This is a genomic window from Microbulbifer mixtoriginis (SeqCode) (assembly GCF_052467515.1).
Window position 1 is genome coordinate 3,333,345 of record NZ_CP174314.1, and the last position, 20,595, is coordinate 3,353,939.

18 protein-coding genes are annotated in these 20,595 nt (G+C 53.1%); 3 read left to right on the forward strand and 15 right to left on the reverse strand.

Features of this window, described 5'->3' with window-relative positions; translation table 11 throughout:
* The first annotated feature begins 108 nt into the window (after positions 1-108).
* Positions 109-780, forward strand: a complete 672-nt coding sequence (locus ACJJIT_RS14430) for a hypothetical protein (protein WP_444898842.1) — start codon at positions 109-111, stop codon at positions 778-780.
* Positions 781-863: 83 nt separating this feature from the next.
* On the opposite strand, the gene ACJJIT_RS14435 is transcribed toward ACJJIT_RS14430, so the two are convergent.
* Complete coding sequence (locus ACJJIT_RS14435) at positions 864-1,625, reverse strand: SDR family oxidoreductase (RefSeq protein WP_444885765.1); 762 nt, start codon at positions 1,623-1,625, stop codon at positions 864-866.
* A gap of 76 nt (positions 1,626-1,701) precedes the next feature.
* Positions 1,702-2,673 carry a DUF481 domain-containing protein gene (locus ACJJIT_RS14440; RefSeq protein ID WP_444898843.1) on the reverse strand — a complete coding sequence of 324 codons (972 nt, stop codon included), beginning with the start codon at positions 2,671-2,673 and terminating at the stop codon, positions 1,702-1,704.
* A 288-nt stretch (positions 2,674-2,961) separates the two neighbouring features.
* Between ACJJIT_RS14440 and ACJJIT_RS14445 the strand changes: the two genes are divergently transcribed.
* A complete protein-coding gene (locus ACJJIT_RS14445) occupies positions 2,962-3,276 on the forward strand; it encodes an MGMT family protein (protein WP_444898844.1) in 315 nt (104 codons plus the stop codon).
* Between the two features lie 42 nt (positions 3,277-3,318).
* Here ACJJIT_RS14445 and ACJJIT_RS14450 read toward each other — a convergent pair whose 3' ends face one another.
* From ACJJIT_RS14450 to ACJJIT_RS14485, 8 genes are all read right to left on the reverse strand, one after another.
* Positions 3,319-4,593, reverse strand: a complete 1,275-nt coding sequence (locus ACJJIT_RS14450; RefSeq protein ID WP_252084960.1) for an AmpG family muropeptide MFS transporter — start codon at positions 4,591-4,593, stop codon at positions 3,319-3,321.
* 294 nt (positions 4,594-4,887) lie between these two features.
* Positions 4,888-6,243, reverse strand: a complete 1,356-nt coding sequence (locus ACJJIT_RS14455) for an AmpG family muropeptide MFS transporter (protein WP_444888298.1) — start codon at positions 6,241-6,243, stop codon at positions 4,888-4,890.
* A gap of 93 nt (positions 6,244-6,336) precedes the next feature.
* A complete protein-coding gene (locus ACJJIT_RS14460) occupies positions 6,337-6,912 on the reverse strand; it encodes a YbhB/YbcL family Raf kinase inhibitor-like protein (RefSeq protein WP_444885770.1) in 576 nt (191 codons plus the stop codon).
* Positions 6,913-6,929: 17 nt separating this feature from the next.
* Positions 6,930-7,916, reverse strand: a complete 987-nt coding sequence (locus tag ACJJIT_RS14465) for a threonine ammonia-lyase (RefSeq protein ID WP_444898845.1) — start codon at positions 7,914-7,916, stop codon at positions 6,930-6,932.
* A 95-nt stretch (positions 7,917-8,011) separates the two neighbouring features.
* Complete coding sequence (locus ACJJIT_RS14470) at positions 8,012-9,439, reverse strand: aldehyde dehydrogenase family protein (protein ID WP_444898846.1); 1,428 nt, start codon at positions 9,437-9,439, stop codon at positions 8,012-8,014.
* Between the two features lie 173 nt (positions 9,440-9,612).
* Positions 9,613-10,488, reverse strand: coding sequence for a regulatory signaling modulator protein AmpE (gene ampE / locus ACJJIT_RS14475; RefSeq protein WP_444898847.1), 876 nt, complete (start codon positions 10,486-10,488; stop codon positions 9,613-9,615).
* Between the two features lie 108 nt (positions 10,489-10,596).
* Positions 10,597-11,157 (reverse strand): 1,6-anhydro-N-acetylmuramyl-L-alanine amidase AmpD, encoded by a 561-nt coding sequence (ampD, locus tag ACJJIT_RS14480; protein ID WP_444885774.1) that lies wholly within the window; start codon positions 11,155-11,157, stop codon positions 10,597-10,599.
* 168 nt (positions 11,158-11,325) lie between these two features.
* Positions 11,326-13,686, reverse strand: a complete 2,361-nt coding sequence (locus ACJJIT_RS14485) for a DUF1631 domain-containing protein (RefSeq protein WP_444898848.1) — start codon at positions 13,684-13,686, stop codon at positions 11,326-11,328.
* A 515-nt stretch (positions 13,687-14,201) separates the two neighbouring features.
* Between ACJJIT_RS14485 and nadC the strand changes: the two genes are divergently transcribed.
* The gene (gene nadC, locus ACJJIT_RS14490; protein WP_444900921.1) at positions 14,202-15,023 is read left to right on the forward strand and encodes a carboxylating nicotinate-nucleotide diphosphorylase; all 822 of its coding nucleotides are present in this window, start codon (positions 14,202-14,204) and stop codon (positions 15,021-15,023) included.
* Positions 15,024-15,078: 55 nt separating this feature from the next.
* On the opposite strand, the gene ACJJIT_RS14495 is transcribed toward nadC, so the two are convergent.
* From ACJJIT_RS14495 to ccoG, 5 genes are all read right to left on the reverse strand, one after another.
* Complete coding sequence (locus tag ACJJIT_RS14495; RefSeq protein ID WP_444898849.1) at positions 15,079-15,825, reverse strand: sulfite exporter TauE/SafE family protein; 747 nt, start codon at positions 15,823-15,825, stop codon at positions 15,079-15,081.
* A gap of 6 nt (positions 15,826-15,831) precedes the next feature.
* Positions 15,832-16,008 carry a cbb3-type cytochrome oxidase assembly protein CcoS gene (gene ccoS / locus ACJJIT_RS14500; RefSeq protein ID WP_444898850.1) on the reverse strand — a complete coding sequence of 59 codons (177 nt, stop codon included), beginning with the start codon at positions 16,006-16,008 and terminating at the stop codon, positions 15,832-15,834.
* Between the two features lie 16 nt (positions 16,009-16,024).
* On the reverse strand, positions 16,025-18,469 hold the full coding sequence (locus ACJJIT_RS14505) for a heavy metal translocating P-type ATPase (RefSeq protein WP_444898851.1): 2,445 nt from the start codon (positions 18,467-18,469) through the stop codon (positions 16,025-16,027).
* Positions 18,466-18,990, reverse strand: coding sequence for a FixH family protein (locus tag ACJJIT_RS14510; protein WP_252084949.1), 525 nt, complete (start codon positions 18,988-18,990; stop codon positions 18,466-18,468). The genes ACJJIT_RS14505 and ACJJIT_RS14510 overlap by 4 nt, the downstream gene beginning before the upstream one ends.
* A gap of 84 nt (positions 18,991-19,074) precedes the next feature.
* Positions 19,075-20,493, reverse strand: coding sequence for a cytochrome c oxidase accessory protein CcoG (ccoG, locus tag ACJJIT_RS14515; RefSeq protein WP_444891026.1), 1,419 nt, complete (start codon positions 20,491-20,493; stop codon positions 19,075-19,077).
* Between the last annotated feature and the right edge of the window lie 102 nt (positions 20,494-20,595).

Below are 20,595 nucleotides of genomic sequence, written 5' to 3' on the forward strand. Positions count from 1 at the left end.
TAAATGCATTATCTATTCACAACCCCTGAAGGACTAAATCTATTTATAGAGGTTCATACGGTTGCAGCCATAATCTTAACATTCATTACTATCCCATTAACTCTTCTGATGAAGAAGGGCAGCCGTTACCATCGGATCGGTGGTCTCAGCTCATTGTTGATTGCCATTATCTTTTCCATCAGTGCCCTGCTGATGCTATTCAACCCTTACATCATCCCGCATCTCAAGGCAGATATTCCCAAGTACCAGATCGATATTGCCTATGTCTACAATACCCACCCAGACCTTTTATTACTGGGATTGATCAGTATATTCAGCTACTCCATATTTTCTGCTTACAGAATATGGCCGAGAATCAAGCACTCTAATGATGGCAGAATCACTTCCAATATTATCGATTGGGTATTGGCTGCTATAGCTGCCTGGGTCGCGGTCTTCTATTTCCAGGTTTTTCTTTACGATATTGGTAAACACCCCAATTATGCCAACATTTACTTGGCTCCATCCGCGTTAATGCTGTTTTTTGTTGGACTCGATGTCTATACGTTTTTTTTCCGACCACAAATAACAGGCCGACCATGGTGGGCCCTGCATATGTGCAAGATGTTGTATGCCTGGTCGGCACTAATCAAAGGCTTTGTGATGCGGGATTTTCACTTATCTTTAGAGCAAACCGTATTTCACGAAGTGGCATCCATCCTGGCCTGGCTCATTATCTCCTTATTTGTATACCTGTTTTATCGAAAGACTCTCAACACGCGATATGCAAGGAAGAGATAGATAAACCTTAGAGTCATTACTGAAAGGGAAATAAAAAAGGGCGAACAAAGTTCACCCTCTTCTGATCGCGCACTGCTTAATTATTAAATACGTGCACCACCATCGATATCCAGAACTCGACCAGTTAGATAATCATTCTCCAGAATAAACGCCACGGTTGAGGCAATTTCCTCTTGCTCACCCAGGCGTCTCAATGGCACTTGCTTAACCAGACTTTCCAGGATTTCCGGGCGCATCTGTGCAACCATATCAGTGCCAATAAAACCTGGAGCAATTGCAGCTACCCGCACACCGTAGCGAGCCAGTTCACGGGCCCAGGTTACGGTCATAGCGGCAACACCCGCCTTGCTGGCAGAGTAGTTGGTCTGCCCCATATTACCTGCTCGGGAAAGGCTGGAGATATTAACCATCACCCCGCCCTTGCCACTCTCCGCCATAATGCCCGCTGCCGCTCGGCCACAAAGAAAGACACCTGTCAGATTCACATCAATAACAGACTGCCACTGGGCCAGAGACATACGATCGGTAACTTTGCCCTCTTTGCATTTCAACAACATGCCATCGCGCATAATTCCGGCATTATTGATCAGCACCTGCAGGCCACCAAAATCTTCGGCAATTTGCAGGAAGCCCTTATCTACCTCTTCTTCACTGGCAACATTGATAATATAGCTACGAACCTCGGCGCCATGCTTTTCACAAGCGGCAGCGCTCTGCTTGAGGCCTTCCTCATTGACATCAATCAATGCCAGCCGGGCTCCGCGTGCAGCCAGGTATTCCCCCATTGCTCGCCCCAAACCCTGGCCTGCGCCAGTAATCGCCACTATGCTGCCGGCAATCTGCATGATGAACTCCTTATTTTTAAATTTTATTGCTGCTGTGCCTTGGCAACCTTCTTAAAAGCAGGTTGCCAGCAAGATACTACCATTCATAACCGACACCCACGGTTAGCTTGGTATCCTCTTTTTCACTCTCGAGTGATGGTGTGTTGTCGTACTGCCACTGATAGCCGATTTCCATCAATACGCCTTCAACCAATGGCGTGCGTACACCCAATTCGGCATTTGCTTGGTAATCATCGCTATGATCAAAAGACTGTAGGGTTTCCTGGTTAAAGTAAATTTCCGGACCCAGGGAAAATTTATAGCGATAATCTAGCTTAATTCGACCCGCCACATATTGGTCGTCCTGGTCTTCACTCAACTCGGTATCGATAAAATCTTCCTGCAGGCTACTGACACCACCTGCCAGTGAAAATGCAGTCTTGTCTGTATCGTAGAATAGGTAACCAAGACCGAGACCCATAGTGGTCCCCAAATCCAAGTTGCGCGCCTCTTCATGCTCCCACTCAGTGTTTGCCTCGGCAAACCACTTTTCTGCGAAAATCCAGCGCAAGTCATAGGCCAGCTGGTATTTTTCCAGGGCACCATCATCTTCACTATCTTGGTTCTGGTAGAGAGCTCCTATCAGATGATGAAAATCCCCATGACGAACATCCAAATTGAGTTTGGTATCCAGGTCTTTTCGCTCACGGTTACCAGATTCAAAGACACCCCCAGCACTCACGTTGCCTTTGAAAGTCAGTGGGTTACTGACAAAGTGCGGATACGGCTCTGCCCGCTCGACTCCAGGGAAATCAATTAACCAACCATCTCCCTCTGCGCAGTAGACTTCCCACTGCTCCTGCCGGTGCCCCGCCAGGGTACAGGGCTCATCGCGCCCGGCAATCTTCAAGTCAGTATCAACATCCATAGAGACGACTTTGGACTTATCGACTTTGACCTGGCCAAAAGTTTCTGACTTCCAAATTACCTGTTCGCTATCAACCAGCACCAACTCTCCCTGAATACGGTCACCATTCTCAAGGGTGAGCACACCAGCATGGAGTGGCAAAGACGCCAGACAGAGAAGAGTTTGCGTGAAAAACCTAGACAAGCGTGTCGATAGAACCACAGGAGGACCTTAAAGTTTCTGGGTGAACCAACAGTGAAAACCGTTCTAAAAAAACAAAACAAGCTGCAATAATGCCATAACTGTCATTAATCTGGCACGCCGTTACTACCCAACTACCCATGGCAATACATGGGCAAGACTTCTTTAGATGCTCATTTATAGCCTATTCGGCATCAATTGCGGCAAACTGAAGCTAACTTCCGGTAAATGGTTTAGCAGAGAAATTTTGTGAGCAAAGAACAAGCCAGCGATACACTTGCCAGAATATGCCGCGTTCTGGCCTCAATCCCATGTGGCCATGTAGTCACCTATGGGGATCTGGCGGAAATGGCCGGCTTCCCCAGGGCTGCACGACTTGCGGGCCAACAACTGAGGAAGTTACCCAAGGACACTACTCTTCCTTGGCACAGGGTGATTAATGCCCAGGGCCGAATCTCGCTGCCAGAGCCCGGAGCCTCTCGCCAGCGGGAACGGCTGGAGAGTGAAGGGGTTAGTTTTCTTCAGGGACGGGTAGATATGGCGAAATATCGCTGGAAGCCCTAAATCAGGCATCCTCTGCACAGTCATGGAATGATCTTGCCACTATTAAGCCTCTTCGCCCTCGCCTCGCCAGGGGGCTACGACAAAGAGTAACAGCATCCCCGGCACCGCAAGCGCTGCGCACAACAGGAAGAAGTTGGTCCATCCCATAGACTCTACCAAGTACCCCGTGGAGGCATTGGCAAAAGTTCTGGGCAGGGAGGTCAATGCTGTAAAAAGTGCCAGTTGTGTCGCAGTGTGTAATTTACTGGTTGTTCGAGCAATAAAGGCAATAAACACCGCTGTCCCGAGCCCCACCCCTAAGTATTCAAAAGCAATCACCACTGCCAGTAACCAGAGGCTGGGCTTAAAGCCAGGGGTGCCAACCAAGCCCTCATTGGCTTGGGCCAGAATCATAAAGCCGAAGATCGAAACAAGCTGAATAACCCCAAAAATCCACAGGCACTTATTAATACCGATACGTACGATTAACAGGCCGCCTAGAAAGCCGCCAATTACCGCCGGCCAAAGTCCAGCATTTTTAGCAACAATACCAATATCCGTATTGGAGTAGCCCATATCCAGGTAGTAAGGTGTCGCCAAGGCTGTTGCCATACTGTCGCCCAGCTTGTAAAGAAACATAAATGCCAATACTAAAATGGCATGCTTAACACCGTTACGACCGAAGAACTCTACAAAAGGCAGGACAATTGCTTCGCGCAAGGACCTGGGCCGCTCCGCTGGGTGTTGCGGCTCAGCTACCATCAGGGTCATAAAAACTGCGATCAGCATAAAAGCTGCCGTCACCCAGAAGACCTGTCCCCAGGCCAGATGATCCGAGAGAATCAAACTGAGAGAGCCCGGCACCAAGCCGGAAATCCGGTATGCGTTGGCATGAAAAGAGTTACCGAGCCCCAACTCCCAGTCCGGTAGAATTTCCCGGCGAAAAGCATCCAGGACAATATCCTGGCTTGCACTAAAGAAGGCTACGCCAAAACACAGGGCCGCGATCGTCCAAATATTAAACTGGGGATTGAACATGCCCAATGCGCCAATAAAAAGGATCAGCAGCAGCTGCATCACCAACATCCACCCCCGGCGGCGCCCCAGTATTGGAAACGCGTAGCGCTCCATAAGCGGCGCCCAGATAAACTTCCAGGTATAGGGCAATCCCAACAGGGAGAAGATGCCTATCGTCGCCAGGTCCACCCCTTCAGTTCTCAGCCAGGCGGGTACCAGCTGAATCAGCACAAACAGCGGCATCCCCGAGGAAAAGCCGGTGCCGATACAGATCAGCATTCTCCGGTTAAATACCGCTTCCCTGACTGTTTCGTGGGACATAGTTTGTCGCGTTTATTCGTTAACTCTGCAATTGAAAATGTGCGTTCTCCCACTAACACAGCGGAAAGCCCAAATGCGGGGGGAGTATTAGCGGCGCACAGGAGAGGTAGTGGTTTCCCCTCCACCAACATAGACACAAGCTGACAAAAATGCTCGGTGACTACCGTCACCCAATGCACAAATAGCTGGTAACCAAAAATGCTAAAGGCCACGTTCAGTGGCCAAAAAGAAAATCGATAAGCCTTCGATAGGAAAACGAAAAGAGAGGGGGCACCCTATGGCCGCGATAAGCCCTTAACCCGGCTGGGGCTGTTCTTCACTCCAGCCGCGTCTCTCCCGCCGCCAAAAATAGATAGAAAGGAATATGGCCGGCAGCCCCATTAGTGCCGCATAAATAAAGAACTGGGCGTAGCCCTGAGCATCCACCACGATACCGGAGAAGCCACTGATAAATTTACCCGGCAGTGTCATGAGTGAACTGAACAGTGCATATTGGGTGGCTGTATAGGCCTTATTGGCCAGGCTGGAAAGGTAAGCAACGAGCACAGCATTAGCCATACCACCACTGATATTGTCGGCACTAATCACCAACGCGAGCCACGCCTTGTCCGGTCCTATCAGTGCAAGCTGAGCAAACAAGAGATTGGTACACGCCACCATCACTGCACCGAGTATTAATGGGCGCAGCACACCATAGCGAACAACTAAAACCCCGCCGAGAAAGGAACCGATAATGGTACAGAAAAACCCAAATAGTTTACTGATTTCCGCGATTTCAGTCTTGGTGAACCCCAAATCCAGATAAAACGGATTCGCCATTATCCCCATCGCAATATCGCTGAGACGGAAAATACCGATAAAAACCAATAAAACGAGGGCAAAGCGACCATTGCGCTGAAAGAATTCAACAAAAGGGCACACTACAGCTCGAATAAACCACTGTTTCAGGCGGCTGTGCTCCCCCTTCCCCAGCAGGCGTTCTTCCCACTCACTTTGCAGCTTATCTGCCTCTTTGTTCACCTTGCTGTGATCAGGCTCGGAGACTAGCAAGCATGTAATCACTCCCACCCCCATGAGGGCTGCCATCACAAGATAAGCACCTGACCAGCTGAAAGCATCCGCAATAAATAACGCCCCGGCTCCGGCAATCAGCATTGCGACTCGGTAACCGAATACGTAGTTAGCCGCCATAGCACCCTGGTAATCTTCATCCATGGCCTCTATTCGGTATGCGTCAATTGCCACATCCTGCGAAGCCGAACAGAAGGCAACCCATAAAGCGAGCAGGGCTACTTCCATCAGTGATTGCTGCGGGTTAACGCTGGCCATACCCACTAGCCCGATAGCAATCCCCACTTGAGATACCAACATCCAACCGCGGCGTTTACCCAACTTATCAGTGAAAAAAGGCAATCGTAGTTGGTCAATAATTGGGGCCCAAAGCACTTTTATCGAAAAGGTAATTCCCACCCAAGCGAAGAAACCAATAGCTGTGCGGCTTACACCAAAATCTCTCAGCCAGGCGGTCAGGGTAGAGAAGACCAATAAGAGCGGAAGGCCGGCAGAAAAGCCAAGAAAAAACATGGTGAGTACACGAGGCTTAAGGTAAGCACCGAGGGCTTGCCCCCATGTCAGTTGCTGCTGCGACATATTCAACCTTTCCCCTTAAACCCCATAATTGGCCTTGGTAAAATAATGCGGGCAACTAGCCCGCACTTGGCCATCAATTTAGAAATGATGCGCTCAGTGGCCCCACAGAACCTCGAGCTCGGCCTCCGCCAATTTATTGGCATTTACATTGAAACCCACTTTAGCGGGGGAGGAGTTCTCATCCAATGGCAGTGAGTCTACTTTCAGGGCATAGACTCGAAAACGGTAGCGATGATCGCCGTGCCCCTTTGGTGGACAGGCGCCACCATAACCGGGGTTGCCGTAATCATTGCGCCCCTGAACGGCCTCTGGTACCAAACCATTTTTCAGGTCGCCCGCGCCCTCTGGCAAACTGGTTACCTCAGCGGGAATATTGAACATCACCCAGTGCCACCAGCCACTGCCAGTTGGCGCATCGGGGTCGTAAACCATTACCGCATAGCTTTTAGTACCTTCAGGGGCGCCGCTCCAGCTCAATTCGGGGGAGAGGTTTTCTCCACCACATCCACTGTACACATGAGCCAGCGGCATTTTGCCACCGGGTTTTAATGAGCTGGAAGTGAGCGTCAGCTGCCCAGCTTGTGCAGCCATTGCCGCCAGGAAAAGGGCCGATGCCACCAGGCCCGCTCTGAGTTTGCAGTAAATAAAGCGGCCAAATCCTAAATTCATATTCAATCGTCCTGTAGTTATTTTTCGGCTCCGGCCAACAAGCTCGAAGCCCGGTCCAAATCCATATTGCCGCCGGTGAGGACAATCGCAACATTCTTATTGCGAAAGCGCGCGCTGTGCTCTAGCACAGCTGCCAGGCCAACTGCCGCAGAGGGCTCAACCAATTGCTTGGTACGCGTCCACAACAGCTCCATTGCCCGCACGATACCATTTTCTGAAACTGTCACAATATCTCGCACCGTGCGCCGAATTACAGAGTAATTTCTGCGCCCCAGTGTGGTGCGCAGGCCATCTGCGATAGTTTGCGGCTGCTGGGTGGTGACATGCACACCACCACGTAGTGATCTCTGAGCGTCATCTGCGCCAGCGGGTTCCGCACCAATTACCAAGACATCTGGTGCCAGGGCTGCCATGGCCAAACCAATTCCGGCGAGTAGCCCCCCGCCCCCCACGGGTGCCAGGAGTACATCCGGAGTAAAACCCTGATCGCGGCATTGCTGCACCACTTCCAGAGCAACGGTACCCTGCCCGGCGATAATACGACTATCGTCAAAAGGCGGAACCACATGGGCCCCCGTCTCCTCTACTACGGTTTGCAGTGCGGCCTCGCGCTCCGATTGGGTAGGACCACAAATAATTATTTGTGCGCCATAACTCTGTACAGCCTCACGCTTAGCCCTGGGCGCCGTCTCGGGCATCACCACAATGCAGGGTAGGCCCAGCTCAGCAGCAGCCCAGGCCAAAGCAGCACCATGATTTCCCGAGGAGTGAGTCGCTACCACTTCAGTTCCAGCGGGTAGATTGGCAAGGGCATTGGTGGCACCGCGGGCTTTGAAGGCACCTACTTTCTGTAGGTGTTCACACTTGAACCAGAGGTTAGCGCCCCCCACTTGGTCGAGTAATTGGGAGCGAATTAGCGGTGTTCGGTGGACAGAGTCAGCAATGGTTTGCGCGGCACAAAAAACATCCGCACTGGTGGGTAGGTCATTACGATCCGAGGGCATAGCATTTTTATCTAAATAATTTTTGCTGAATGTACCAATTCAGCCCCCCAAAAAACCAGTAAAATCCCCGCTGCTGGTCACACTTCTCAGTATTTCTACTTCTGCAGCATTCTCAACAAACTGAATTTGCGTTTGCTGTAAGGGGCGTAACGTAAATTAACATCCAAAATATTTTTGCGCTTCATTACCGCTTTATAGTGGCTAAAAGTTTTAAAGCCATGTTCACCGTGATAACAACCCATACCGCTGGCTCCCACCCCACCAAATGGCAGATCTTGGGCCAGCATAAACATCATGCAGTCATTCACACAGGCGTTACCGGAACTGCAGCTGGAAAGAATCCGCTCGGCCAAGCTGTCGCTTTTAGTAAAAATATACAGGGCCAGCGGTTTTTCCCGCTGATTGACAAATCCCTCCACTTTTCCGAAGTCATCCAGTTCGACTACCGGCAGGATTGGCCCGAAGATCTCATCTTGCATCACAGAAGCTTCGAGATCGACGCAGCGCATCAGTGTCGGCGCTATATAGCGGTTGTCGGCATCTACCTCACCGCCATAAATAACATCTCCACCACTGAGAAGATCTGCCAGGCGCAGGGTATGCCGGCTATTGACGATACGTCCGTAGTCCGAGCTCTTTTGCGGGTCCTCTCCGAACATTTTTGTCACCGCCTGCTGAATAGCAGGCACCAGGAGATCGGCGGTGTGACGGGTGCACAGCACATAATCCGGTGCGATACAGGTCTGCCCTGCATTGGTAAACTTTCCCCAAGCAATGCGGCGGGCGGCGAGTTCAATATCGGCATCGTCAGCCACAATACAGGGGCTCTTGCCCCCCAGCTCCAATGTAACCGGCGTCAGGTGCTCAACTGCAGCCGCCATAACAATCCTGCCGACTCTAGCACCACCGGTGTACATAATATGATCCCAGCGCTGCTCCAGTAACTTAGAGGTCTCGGCCGCAGCGCCTTCAACACAGGCAAAAGCGTCGTGGTCGAGGTAACGTGGCAGCAGTTCAGCAATCAATTGGGAGGTACTGGGAGCCAGCTCCGAGGGTTTCACAACTGCGCAGTTACCCGCAGCAATCGCGGGAACCAATGGCGACAACAACAACTGCAAAGGGTAATTCCAGGCACCAATAATCAGAACCACCCCAAGCGGTTCCGGCTGGATGTAACTGTTTGCGGGCTGGGTCAAAAGTGGGGAGGGTACTTTGCGAGGGCGAACCCAGCGCTTCAAGTGTTTCAGAGTATGTTCGATATCAGCGTAGAGGAAAGCAATCTCGGTCAGATAAGCTTCTTGTGGCGCCTTATGTAAATCTTCACCCAGGGCCTGAATAAAGCGGGATTCATTTTCACTGAGCATCTTGCGCAGTTGATTCAACTGCCGGCGTCTCCAGCTCAGTTCCACAGTGGCACCACTACGGAAATAAGCCCTAAGGCCAGCAACCAAAGCTGCGGTATTGCCACCACTTGCCACACTGAGATCTGACAGCATTTGTGCTTCCAGTAATGAAACCTTCAACCCCTGCATCCTCCACTAAGTATATGTCGCCCGCAGCCAGGCAAAGAACCTGGATTTTGTAGCGGGCGCAATCTTCTTGGATACTGGTGTTAAGTCAAGTAACTGTTAGCAAATTAATCCCACTTTATAATTTTTTGTGGAACTTTGATTCCAATGGGTGCGAGTGTTCACATTTAGAAAAACAAGACAGTAAGTGCCAGTGCGGTAATCCACAGCAGTAGGGACCTGGATAGTAACGCCTGCAAGCCCTCGATCTCCGCACCACTCTGGCGCTGGATATGGGAGAGATCTGCAGAGGCGCTACACTCACTGGCATCAATCCCTCCCAGGGCCCCCTCCAAATAGGATTCGAGAACCTGATCAGTATCCCGTTCCCGGCACATCAGACACTGCCTCCAGGCCCTGTAACAGCCGGCAAAGTTACCGACAATGGCGAAACTTAGCCCCATCAACCTTACTGGCACCCACTCCAGCAACCACAGCCAGCGCGCGGCCACAGCCTCCTGTTCGGTTCCCCGAGCACGCTCCGCGTAAAGAGCGCTCAGGCGAAACAGCAGCGCCCCCGGAATACCCAGCAGGATAAACCAAAACAAAACGGCAAAAAGTCGCTCGAAGGCGGAATAGGCCGCTCCGCGAAATACCTGCTCATGCAAACGTCCGCCCTCGGCGGCACTCTCGTGAATTTCCCGCAACAGGGGGCGTGCTGCTTCGGCGGCCCCGTTAAAATCACCCCGATACCAGTTGCGCAGATAAGCACTCAAAGTCTCATTAAAATTTCCACGCCCCAGGCAATAGAGCAGTAGAGGGACCCCTAGCAAAAGCCCCCCCAAAGCCCCAGCGGAAGATTGGGCAAAAGCCATTGCCAGCGCCGCCATCAGAACCGGCGGCAGGACGCTAAATCCGAGTAGCAAGCCTTCTTTTCCCTGTAGCGGGGAAAGCCCCTCGATGTGGGTACTCCAGCGATCGAACCAGTGATCGCGATGTAAAGGCGCGCCCGATCCCCAAATTTGTACCAAACCCAAGGTCAATAAAATAATCAGCAAGGTCATAACGTTGCCGTGATAGTGCGTAAAGAAATTCAGTTACCGGCACAAAAGTGCCGAGATTCGATTGTAAGACTCTAATTAATAAATATGCGCCAATAATACCGTTCACAATTACTCGGCGACTTTTTTTACGTCCCCCAGATAGCGCTGCCAGTCAAAGCCTGGGCCCGGATCTAATTTGCGCCCAGGAGCTATATCAGAATGCCCGGTAATTTTATCGACCCCTATCCCTGGATAAGCCTGCATAATCGCTCGGGTAACTTCTGCCAGCGCCAGATACTGAGCATCGGTATAAATATCTGTATCCAGGCCCTCCAGCTCAATACCAATGGAAAAATCATTGCAGTTGCTGCGCCCCCTAAACTCCGACTTGCCCGCGTGCCAGGCTCGCCGGTCCAAAGGCACATATTGAGTGACGATGCCGTCGCGATCGATAAGCAAGTGGGCAGAAACCTGTAAAGCGGCAATTTCCGTGAAGTAAGGGTGGGCATCAATGTCCAACTGCCCAAGGAAAAACGTATCAATATAAGGGCCACCGTACTGACCTGGGGGCAGGCTTATGCTGTGAATCACCAGTAGGTCTACAGGGCAGTTATCCGGCCGGCTGTTGCAGTGTGGGCTGGGAACACGACGCGCCCCTGATAACCAGCCGGAATCCACTTGATATTTCAATCTGCGATCTCCGCTCCAAAAAAACTACCAACCCGAGTAGCCCGGGATTTCAGCAGTAACCATTTTATGGAAGCGTTGATCGATATGCCAATCCGTTTGGAACTGTCTGACGACAGAAGTGGAAACCCGATCTAGACTGCCGGGTATATGAAATTGCCTTTTTATTCCCTAACGCTGTTCACTGCGTTTTTTACGTACATTACCGATTACTGACTGCAGGGCGCGCTCGAACAACATGCCGTCATCTAGGGGTAACAACTGTGCTGAGCGTAGGGCATGGGCCAGTTCCAGGCGGGCAAATTCCGCTACTTTGGCACCATTGCGATTTACAAAAATAAACTGGTCGATATCCCGGATCACCGCCGCCAAACGACAGCGGAACTGTTCCTCTTCGGATCGCTTCAGCTCGAACCAGCTACCCTGAGCCAGGCGGAAGGTCATCTGCCAGTGGGGATCGTCTTCATCGAGTTGTGCCAGTCCCTGCTGCTCTTCGGTAATCGGGGCGACTTCAGCTTGGGCCACCGCCTGCTCTATCTCCTCCATAGGCGGCAGAGCAACTTCCTCCTTGGCTTCGGCACTATCAACCGCTACCCGATCCTCAGCCAAGGCCACTTCGGCTTCTGGCGATTCTGCAACTGCTTCAATCTTGGCTGTTTCAGCCGGTGTTTCCGCCACCACTTCTACGGCAGTAGCCGCTTGGACTTCCCTGGCTACCTGCTCTTTGACTAAGCGCTCACGCTCCTCTGTTAAGCGTTGTGCCAAGGCGAAGCGCTCGCGATAAATTTCCTTAAGGCCAGCAAACAGACTACGGGCCTCAAAGGCATTGTAGGAAAGCGCCTCAATACCTTCCCTCAGGCGCTCCTGCAAAGTTGGCAGAAGGCTCAAAAGCTGCTTGCGTGCTTCCGGCATCGGCGCCTGCACACTCCAGACCAGGTCCCGAGCGGTGCGTACATCGCGACTCCAGGCCTCACTGTCAGTACCCTCTTTAACGCAGGTGAGGAATAAAACGTTATTCCAAACCTTGTTGAGCCAGTCCTGCACAACCGGCGGCAGATCGCGCTCCGCCACCAACGCATCCATAACAGCGGCAACGCGCGCTCGTGCGGCCTGGGTTTTTGCACGGCCATCGGCCTCATCCACCACCCGGCGTTCTAGCATCTCGGCGCGTTTGCGCTCACGGGCTATAAATTCACGCAGGGACTCCAACAAGGCTGAAAAGATATGAATATCCTGATCAAACTCATTCAGGGCGCGCTCAACAATCTGGGAGATTTCCCGGTAAAGAGGGTCGGACTCATAGTTTTCCGGAGCCTGCCAACCCGTGGCTGCATCGGCGAGTTCGTTGAGCAGCTTACGTGCGGGGTGCCCCCCTTTACTAAAGAATGATTTATCGGCGATAGCCACCTTTAGCAAAGGCAGCTGTAAACGACCCAACAAGGATTTAATGGGCGTTGCCAGGCTGCGATCTTCCAGGATAAAGGAGAACAGCATCTCCACCAGCTTGATAACATCACTGTCCACTTTCGCCAGCGATGCCGCTTGGTTTGCCTCTACCAAACGCTGCTGTAATAGCTCACCCACATTGAGCAATTGGGCCGTACCACCGCCCTGGTAATGAGCTCCGCTCTGTAAGGCGCCCAGGTGGCTGAGCAGATCTCCCGCCGGCATGGGGGTCATACCAGCTGTAGCAGGTACTAGGCCCGGAGCAACGTGGCCGCTAACTGGAACGCCTGAAGCAACCGGCCCCTGCCCCTCAGCCGCAGCATGGCCAGTACTCACTGTAGTCTGGGCACCACCTGACACCGGCGTAGAATGTGCAGGCCGTTGGCGCGCCGCACGCTGTTGCTCCCTCAGAGAGGGCAATACCCCCTGCTCCACCAACAACTGGTTACAAAAATCATAAAACCCCCGCAGCTGTTGCATAACAAGCTGCTCAAACTTTTTCAGCAGGGTGAGGCGGGCGCGAATATGTAGATCGAGGGGCTGGATTGCCTCCACAAAGGCGTCGCAAATAACATCGGGCCCCAAGGGGTTGTTCTTGTCGTAAATCTTAACCGAATAAAGGGTGTCCAGGCGCAGACACAATTCCGTTAAAGGTTCTGCAAAATCGCGTTTTGCAGAAGCCACCATGGTATCTGCAGCCACCAACTGCTCTAGATCATCGTTGTGAACCAGTGACAGATTATCTGGAGCAAAACTGGGTGTGTCCTGAGCCTCCTGGCGAATCTGAAAAGCCTGTTGGACATTGCCGATGAAGTTTTCTGCAATATTGCGGCGCTCAACCCGCAACAGGCGCAAGGCTTGGAACAATCCATCTTGCTCTTCCTGACCATGGGCACGCTCGGCCATGGCAAAAAGTGAGTCATCCACTTTGCCAAACAGTGACTTGACCCGCTCGAATAACTCGGCGCAAGCCTTCTCCTTCAACATTGCAACGGCCGATGGAAGCACCATGGCTTTACCTGCAAGCGCCGTAGATCGCTCTGCGCTTTTCTCTGAAAGGGAAACTACCTTGCTGGATTCACTCATTTCCAAGAGGTCCTTCAAATACCATCCGGCTATTACGTATTTGCTGGCTTAAATCTTGTTGGCCGCACAAGTCGCGGTAAATAACCAAGCCTTACTTTTTACCCACACCACTTCTATCAATCAGTGGAAACAGGTTGGGATGCACACCGCCACCACTAATTGAAATTAATCGACATCTTGCTTGAAAAAAACCAATAACCTCTTGATTTTGCTCAGATTTCAAGCTTTTTAATGCAGGTAAATTGAATAGTGAAGACAGGGATAACGTGCGCCTACGCCGATACCCATCCGCCTTGGATTTTACCCATGATAACTGCCCTATTGACACAGTTTCGCGACACATTTGAGACACTTGTCACAGCGAAATGTTGGGGCAGCTGCTATCGGGAAAAATACATGCAAAGGAGTGGCATGGCCCCCCAGGCAATCCAAATCCCATGGGTTTTGGTAAACTGCCCGCGCGTTTATTTCGAGGTTTGCCAATGCACCCTAAAGACTCCACCATCCCAAACATCATGACCGACCTGCAAAGGGCTGTGCGAACGGCACTGGAGGAGGATATTGGCGATGGCGATATCACCGCCCAGCTGATCCCCGCTGATCGCAGTGCCCGCGCCCGCGTGATCACCCGCGAGGACTGCACCCTGAGCGGGCGCGCCTGGGTTGAGGAGATCTTTCGACAACTAGATCCCGACCTGCAATTAACCTGGCATTTTACCGATGGCGATAGGGTTTCCGCCAATAGCGTGATTTTTGAACTCGAGGGCAATGCCCGCACAATCCTCACCGGCGAGCGCACCGCACTTAACTTTCTGCAAACCCTGTCCGGCACAGCAACCACTGCCGCAGAGTTCGCCGAACGCGCCACCGGTACCGAGGTGAAAATCCTCGACACCCGCAAAACCATTCCAGGCCTGCGCAGCGCGCAAAAATATGCCGTACTGTGCGGCGGCTGCCACAATCACCGCATCGGCCTCTACGACGCTTTTCTTATCAAGGAAAATCATATCGCCGCTGCCGGTGGTATCGACAAGGCCGTAGCCCAGGCGAGAACGATTAAACCGGGGGCACTGGTAGAAGTTGAGGTGGAAACTCTCGAAGAACTCCAGCAAGCGCTAGATAGCGGTGCAGATGTAATAATGCTCGATGAATTCAACGATGCGGACACCCGCAGTGCTCTGGATATGGCCAAGGGGCGCGCGAGAATTGAAATTTCTGGCAGTGTAGATCGGGAGCGAATCGCACAGCTGGCGGAACTGGAAGTCGACTACATATCCTCTGGCAGTTTGACCAAGCACCTGCGTGCTGTCGACCTATCGCTGCGTATCGAATTTTAGATTTGATGGGGCACAGTGCTGCTACTGCCGTGCCCCACAAGCCCGCCAACAACAATCAGTGATGATGGTGGTGGCTTTCTTCCTGTGGCTTCTCCTCAACAGATTCCACGGCATTCATAGCACCGTGATTGCTGTGATCTCCGTGCCCCCCATGGCCGAGAGCGCCCCACAATGTCCAAAAGCCAAACAGCATAATCGCAGCGGCAAACCCCAGACGCACCCCTGGCTTCTGCACGAAATTACGCACCTGTGCGGCGGCGGCGCCAGTGGCCAACATGGCTGGCAAGGTGCCTAGGCCGAAAGCAAGCATCGCCAACGCCGAGCGTTCCGCACTGCCCTGGGCCAAAGCAAAAGTCAGGGCGCTGTAGACTAAACCGCAGGGCAACCAACCCCACAGAGAACCCAGTGCAATAGCCTGTCCCGCGGAACGCACCGGCAACAACTTAGCGGAAAGCGGCTGAACATAGCGCCAGAGATAGCTACCGCCCTTCTCCAACCACACCAGGCCGCGCCAGATGCCCGCTACATAGAGCGCCATCACAATCAACATTATTCCTGCAGCAAACCGCAAGGGTGTCAGTGCCGGAATGACAGCAGCCCCCAGGGCACCGGCCAGGCCACCCATCAATGTGTAACTGGCAACGCGCCCCAACTGGTAGGAACCCAGTTGCACCCAGGCAGTCTGCCTACCTGGCACCGCCATGCCCAGCGCGCCAGAAATCCCTCCACACATACCAATACAGTGACTACTGCCGAGAAAACCAATGGCGAGCGCAGCCGCCAAAAAACCCCAATCCCCCACGAACTACTACTCCTTTTCCTCAGTCTTTGTGGATGATGCCTGCAGATCATCTTCAAACAAGATTCGTCGTCCCTCCGTCTCCAGATCGTCATATTGGCCATTATTTACGGCCCAGAAGAAGACCCTTATGGCGAGAGCAACAAATACCACCGCAATAGGAATCAGGAAATAGAGACTGTCCACGCTTCACTCCTCTGTATTAATCCGCCAATCTGGGGCGAATATTGGGCTCTACACGGCTGGTGTCCTCTGTAGAAGGTGCGGCTCGAGACAAGCGCAGTGCATTGATAACCACAACCAGAGAGCTCAGAGACATACCAATAGCGGCAGCCCATGGAGGCACCAGGCCGCACACCGCCAGGGGCAGTGCTATGACGTTATACCCCAGGGCCCAGGCCAGGTTTTGACGTACCACCCGGCGACACTTACGCGCCAGAGCGATAGACTGCGCCAACACTCGCAGATCACCGTTGAGCAGAATCGCATCCGCGCGGGATTGGGCCAGGTCAGCGGCAGACATCATCGCCACCGACGCGTCAGCACCTGACAATACCGGCACATCATTGAGACCATCACCCACCATCAGGACTTTCTCCCCCGCATCCTGCCGCTGCTTCATATGGGAGAGCTTGTCTTCGGGCGATGCACCAGCGCGGAAACCTTCAATGCCCGCCTGGGCAGCCAACCGTTTTACTTCAGCGGATTGGTCGCCGCTCAACAATTCAACTGACAGGCCCATTTGGCCCAGCTGCTCAACCGCCTGTGCGGCGGAGTCCCGCAATTTATCGCCAAGCGCGATCCAGGCGATAGCGCCAATATCATCGGCCAGCAACAGCCACTGCCCCTCTCCCTGTGGAGCCGCAATAGATTGCGTGATGGCAAAATCGGCACGGCCCAGGCGGTAGCGGTTGCCCTCTATCTGCCCCTCCAGGCCGCAGCCTGTATGTACCTTGAGCTGGCTTGCAGTCAGGTTGCCACGCCAGGCACGAAATGCCCGCGCCAGTGGATGGTGAGTTTGGGACTCGAGTGCTGCAGCCACATCTTTGACTTTCTGTTCGGTCCAGCCATCACGCAGTAAATCAATATGCAGGATGCGCGGCTCACCACGGGTCAAGGTACCGGTTTTATCGAACACCACACGACTGATGCGGGGCAAGGTCTCTAAAAGACTGCCGCCAGCAACCAACAAGCCCAGCTCCTGCAGACGCAGAGTTGCTGAGGCCAATGCCGCAGGTGTCGCCAAAGACAAAGCACAGGGACAGGTCACCACCAACACGGATAAGGCCACCCAAAATGCCCTACTCGGGTCCAGTTGCCACCAGACCGCGAAAGCACTCAGGGCTGCAACCAGTACGACTCCGACAAAAATGCCGGCAACCCGATCCGCCAGGGCTACCTGAGCTGGTTTCTCCAGCTGGGCGCGCTCCACAAGACGCTCAATCGCCGACAAGCGCGTGGATTTTCCGGCGGCGGTGACACGCACGGTAAGACTGGAATCGCCGTTGACGCTGCCTGCATACACAGGGCTGCCCACGGTCTTTTGCTGTAGCGCGGATTCACCACTGAGTAGCGATTCATCTACGCCACTCTCACCTTCGAGTACCTCACCATCAGCGGGAATCGTATCGCCGGGGCGCAGTAAAATCCGGTCGCCAGCCGCCAGGGCTGCTACGGGGACGTGGGTAATCTCAGTGCCGTCATATCTTGCCGCGGTCATGGGCAACAGCTGCGCGAGCCCACCGCTGGCTAGTCCCGCTCGGTGGCGCGCGCGCATCTCAACAGTGCGCCCCAACAGCAAAAAGAAGGTAAACATGGAGATGGATTCAAAATATACCTCGCCGGTACCGAATACGGTGGCATAGAAACTGGCCCCATAGGCCAGGCCAATAGCGAGGGAAACCGGCACATCCATACTCAAGTGGCGCGTGCGCAGACTGCGCAGGGCCGCGCTAAAGAAAGGCCGCGCGGCATAGAACACTACAGGAGTGGCTACCAGCAGAGAGACCCAGCGGAAGTAACGTTCGAACTCACCCACATCACCGCTGCCGGCACCAAAATAGAGGGCGATGGCGAACATCATCACCTGCATGGTACCGAGACCAGCGACCCCGAGGCGGCGCAGGGCAGCGCGATGCTCACTCTGGATCACACTTTCGCGATTGGCAGCAGTCGCCGGCGCAGGGCGGTAGCCGATCTGCTCCAGGGCCTCAAACAGGGCGCTGGGTTGAATCTGCTCTGGATCGAAAACAATTTGCGCGCGCTGGGTACTGGCGTTGACCGAGACTTTCTCGATACCGGCCAATTGCCCCAGATGTTTTTCTATCAACCAGACACAGGCGGCACAAGTAATACCACCGATCAGCAGCGCCGCCATTTGGCGCCCGCCATCCCAGTCGTGCACAAACTGCTGCTGCACTTCGGGAAGATCATAAGCACTCCAGCGATCCTGTGGCTGGTTCTGCTCCGGGCGATCACTTTGTTTTTCCCGATAACGGTAAAAGCCGTCCAATCCCCCGGAGACAATTGCACTCGCCACGGCCTCACATCCGGGGCAGCACATGCTGCGCGGGACACCTTCAATCACAACAGAGTGATTACTGCCAGCGGGAACCGGTAGCCCACAGTGATAACAGGGTGACTTCATTGACTGCCGGGATTCATGGGCGCCGCGTTGCCCAGGTCGAAGTTAATCTCGCCTTTCAAACGCCACTCGGCTTGCTGGTGTGCACTTGGGTCAAGTTCAGGCATCAGACGCAGGTACCAGCGGCTTTTTAAGGCGCCCGGTACTTCACCGGAATAGCGCCCCACAGAGAGCTGTGACAACTCGATATGCTGGTCCAGATCCTCTTCCATCGGGTGGCTCAAAGTCAGCAGAAGTTTTTCAGGGTAGTCGGTATTGCCATTCAATTCGACAGTAACGCCACCTTCAGTGCGCTGGAACTGCACCAAGGCCGCCAGCCCCAGAGCCTTGGCACGCTGGTCTTGCTCCGCGGAAAAATGGTACATGCGGCTGTCTTTGTAGTAGGTATCGCTGACCTGATCATCAGCAAAGCGCACGGCAATGGAGACCGTAATAGAGGAGACTACAACCACCGTAATCAACGGTGCCAAGACCATCCAGGCCCAGAATTCCCGATACCAGGGTTTCGACGTTGGTTCATTCATCGCGTTACCAAAATTACCGTTTTATGCAGAAAAGCAGAGCCCGCCTGAGCGGGCCCGTACTTTGCAACGGGAACGGCTTCCCGTCTACTGCTTGGGACCAATAAATACCGCTCGATGCTTATTGACCAGCTCCGGGTCATCGACAGCCTGCACCACGATATCAATATCGTGCTTGGTGTCCTTTAGCTGGGTCTCGGGCACACTCACCCGAATCGGTACCGGGTAGATCTCCCCGGCCTTCAGGTAAATATTGCGCGGTTTGCGCACCGAATAATCATAATTCGGATTGCCCTCAACACGGATCGTGAACTCATGAGCTGCCTGATCCATATTGCTGATCTTCACGGTATACACATTCTGCACCAAACCTTGTGAAACCCGATACATACGGGCACCGCGGTCACGGGTGACTTCTGCCTCGATAGGACTGCGAGTTGCCACCTGATGCGAAAACAATCCTATCATGGCCAGCAAAACGACTGCGTAGCCAAACAGTCGCGGACGTAAAAAGTTCGTCTTGCCAGTCTGTAGCTCGTCTTCAGAGGTGAAGCGAATTAAGCCCTGCTCATAGCCCATCTTATCCATGACGCTGTTACAAGCATCGACACAGAGACCGCAGTTGATACACTCAAACTGCAAGCCATCGCGAATGTCGATATCCACCGGGCAAACCTGCACACACCAATAGCAATCGATACAGTCACCCATACCTTCGGCTTTGTAGTCCACGTTCTTTTTGCGCGGCCCGCGAGTCTCACCACGCTTGGCATCGTAGTAAACCGCAAGGGTATCCTCGTCGTACATCACCGACTGGAAGCGTGCGTAGGGGCACATGTATTTACATACCTGTTCCCGCAAGAAGCCCGCGTTCATGTAAGTGGCAAAGGTAAAGAAAGCTACCCAGAAGACACCTTGCGGATGAGCTTGGAAGGTGGCGAGGTCTACAACCAACTCACGAATGCCATAGAAGTAGCCAACGAAAGCCAGGGCTGTAGCCAGGGAAATCAACAGCCATAAAGCGTGCGTGCCGCCCTTGCGCAGAACCTTTTCCACGTTCCACGGGGCCTTATCCAGCTTCATGCGCTTGTTGCGATCACCCTCGCAAATACGCTCTGCCCACATAAACATCATGGTCCATACGGTCTGAGGGCAGGTGAAGCCACACCAGACCCGCCCCATCCAGGTGGTAACAGCAAATAGGGCGAAGGCGGCAATAATCAGTAGCCAAGCCAGTAGGAAGCCGTCTTGGGGGCCAAAGGTTGTCCAGAAAATATGGAATTGTCGGGTGGGGAGATCAAAAAAGACTGACTGGCGCCCGTCGATATTGATCCAGGGAAGAAAGAAGAAAGCCAGCAACAATGGCAGGCCGGTATATTTGCGGATACGGGTGAAAACACCCTTGATATGTCGGATGTAAATTTTATCGTCCGACTCATACAGCATGCGATAGCGAACCTCGCCATCACCTTCCTGTTCCTCACGGGTTGGAATTAAATCACTCACACAAACCTCACTCTCGCACGGACACATCTTGTACGCGGGCCAGGTAGCCACTTATTTTGAGGCTTTTTTCTCCGTCCCTGCAGCGCCCGGAGTCCCTTGAAA

Bases quoted from the DNA above. Each gene is read 5' to 3' on its own strand.
- ACJJIT_RS14465 (WP_444898845.1), bottom strand. From the start codon at position 7,916: ATGCCCTCGGATCGTAATGACCTACCCACCAGTGCGGATGTTTTTTGT.
- ampE (WP_444898847.1), bottom strand. From the start codon at position 10,488: ATGACCTTGCTGATTATTTTATTGACCTTGGGTTTGGTACAAATTTGG.
- ACJJIT_RS14485 (WP_444898848.1), bottom strand. From the start codon at position 13,686: ATGAGTGAATCCAGCAAGGTAGTTTCCCTTTCAGAGAAAAGCGCAGAG.
- ACJJIT_RS14510 (WP_252084949.1), bottom strand. From the start codon at position 18,990: ATGAATGAACCAACGTCGAAACCCTGGTATCGGGAATTCTGGGCCTGG.
- nadC (WP_444900921.1), top strand. From the start codon at position 14,202: ATGACCGACCTGCAAAGGGCTGTGCGAACGGCACTGGAGGAGGATATT.
- ACJJIT_RS14450 (WP_252084960.1), bottom strand. From the start codon at position 4,593: ATGTCCCACGAAACAGTCAGGGAAGCGGTATTTAACCGGAGAATGCTG.
- ACJJIT_RS14455 (WP_444888298.1), bottom strand. From the start codon at position 6,243: ATGTCGCAGCAGCAACTGACATGGGGGCAAGCCCTCGGTGCTTACCTT.
- ACJJIT_RS14505 (WP_444898851.1), bottom strand. From the start codon at position 18,469: ATGAAGTCACCCTGTTATCACTGTGGGCTACCGGTTCCCGCTGGCAGT.
- ACJJIT_RS14430 (WP_444898842.1), top strand. From the start codon at position 109: ATGAAGAAGGGCAGCCGTTACCATCGGATCGGTGGTCTCAGCTCATTG.
- ACJJIT_RS14460 (WP_444885770.1), bottom strand. From the start codon at position 6,912: ATGAATTTAGGATTTGGCCGCTTTATTTACTGCAAACTCAGAGCGGGC.
- ACJJIT_RS14435 (WP_444885765.1), bottom strand. From the start codon at position 1,625: ATGCAGATTGCCGGCAGCATAGTGGCGATTACTGGCGCAGGCCAGGGT.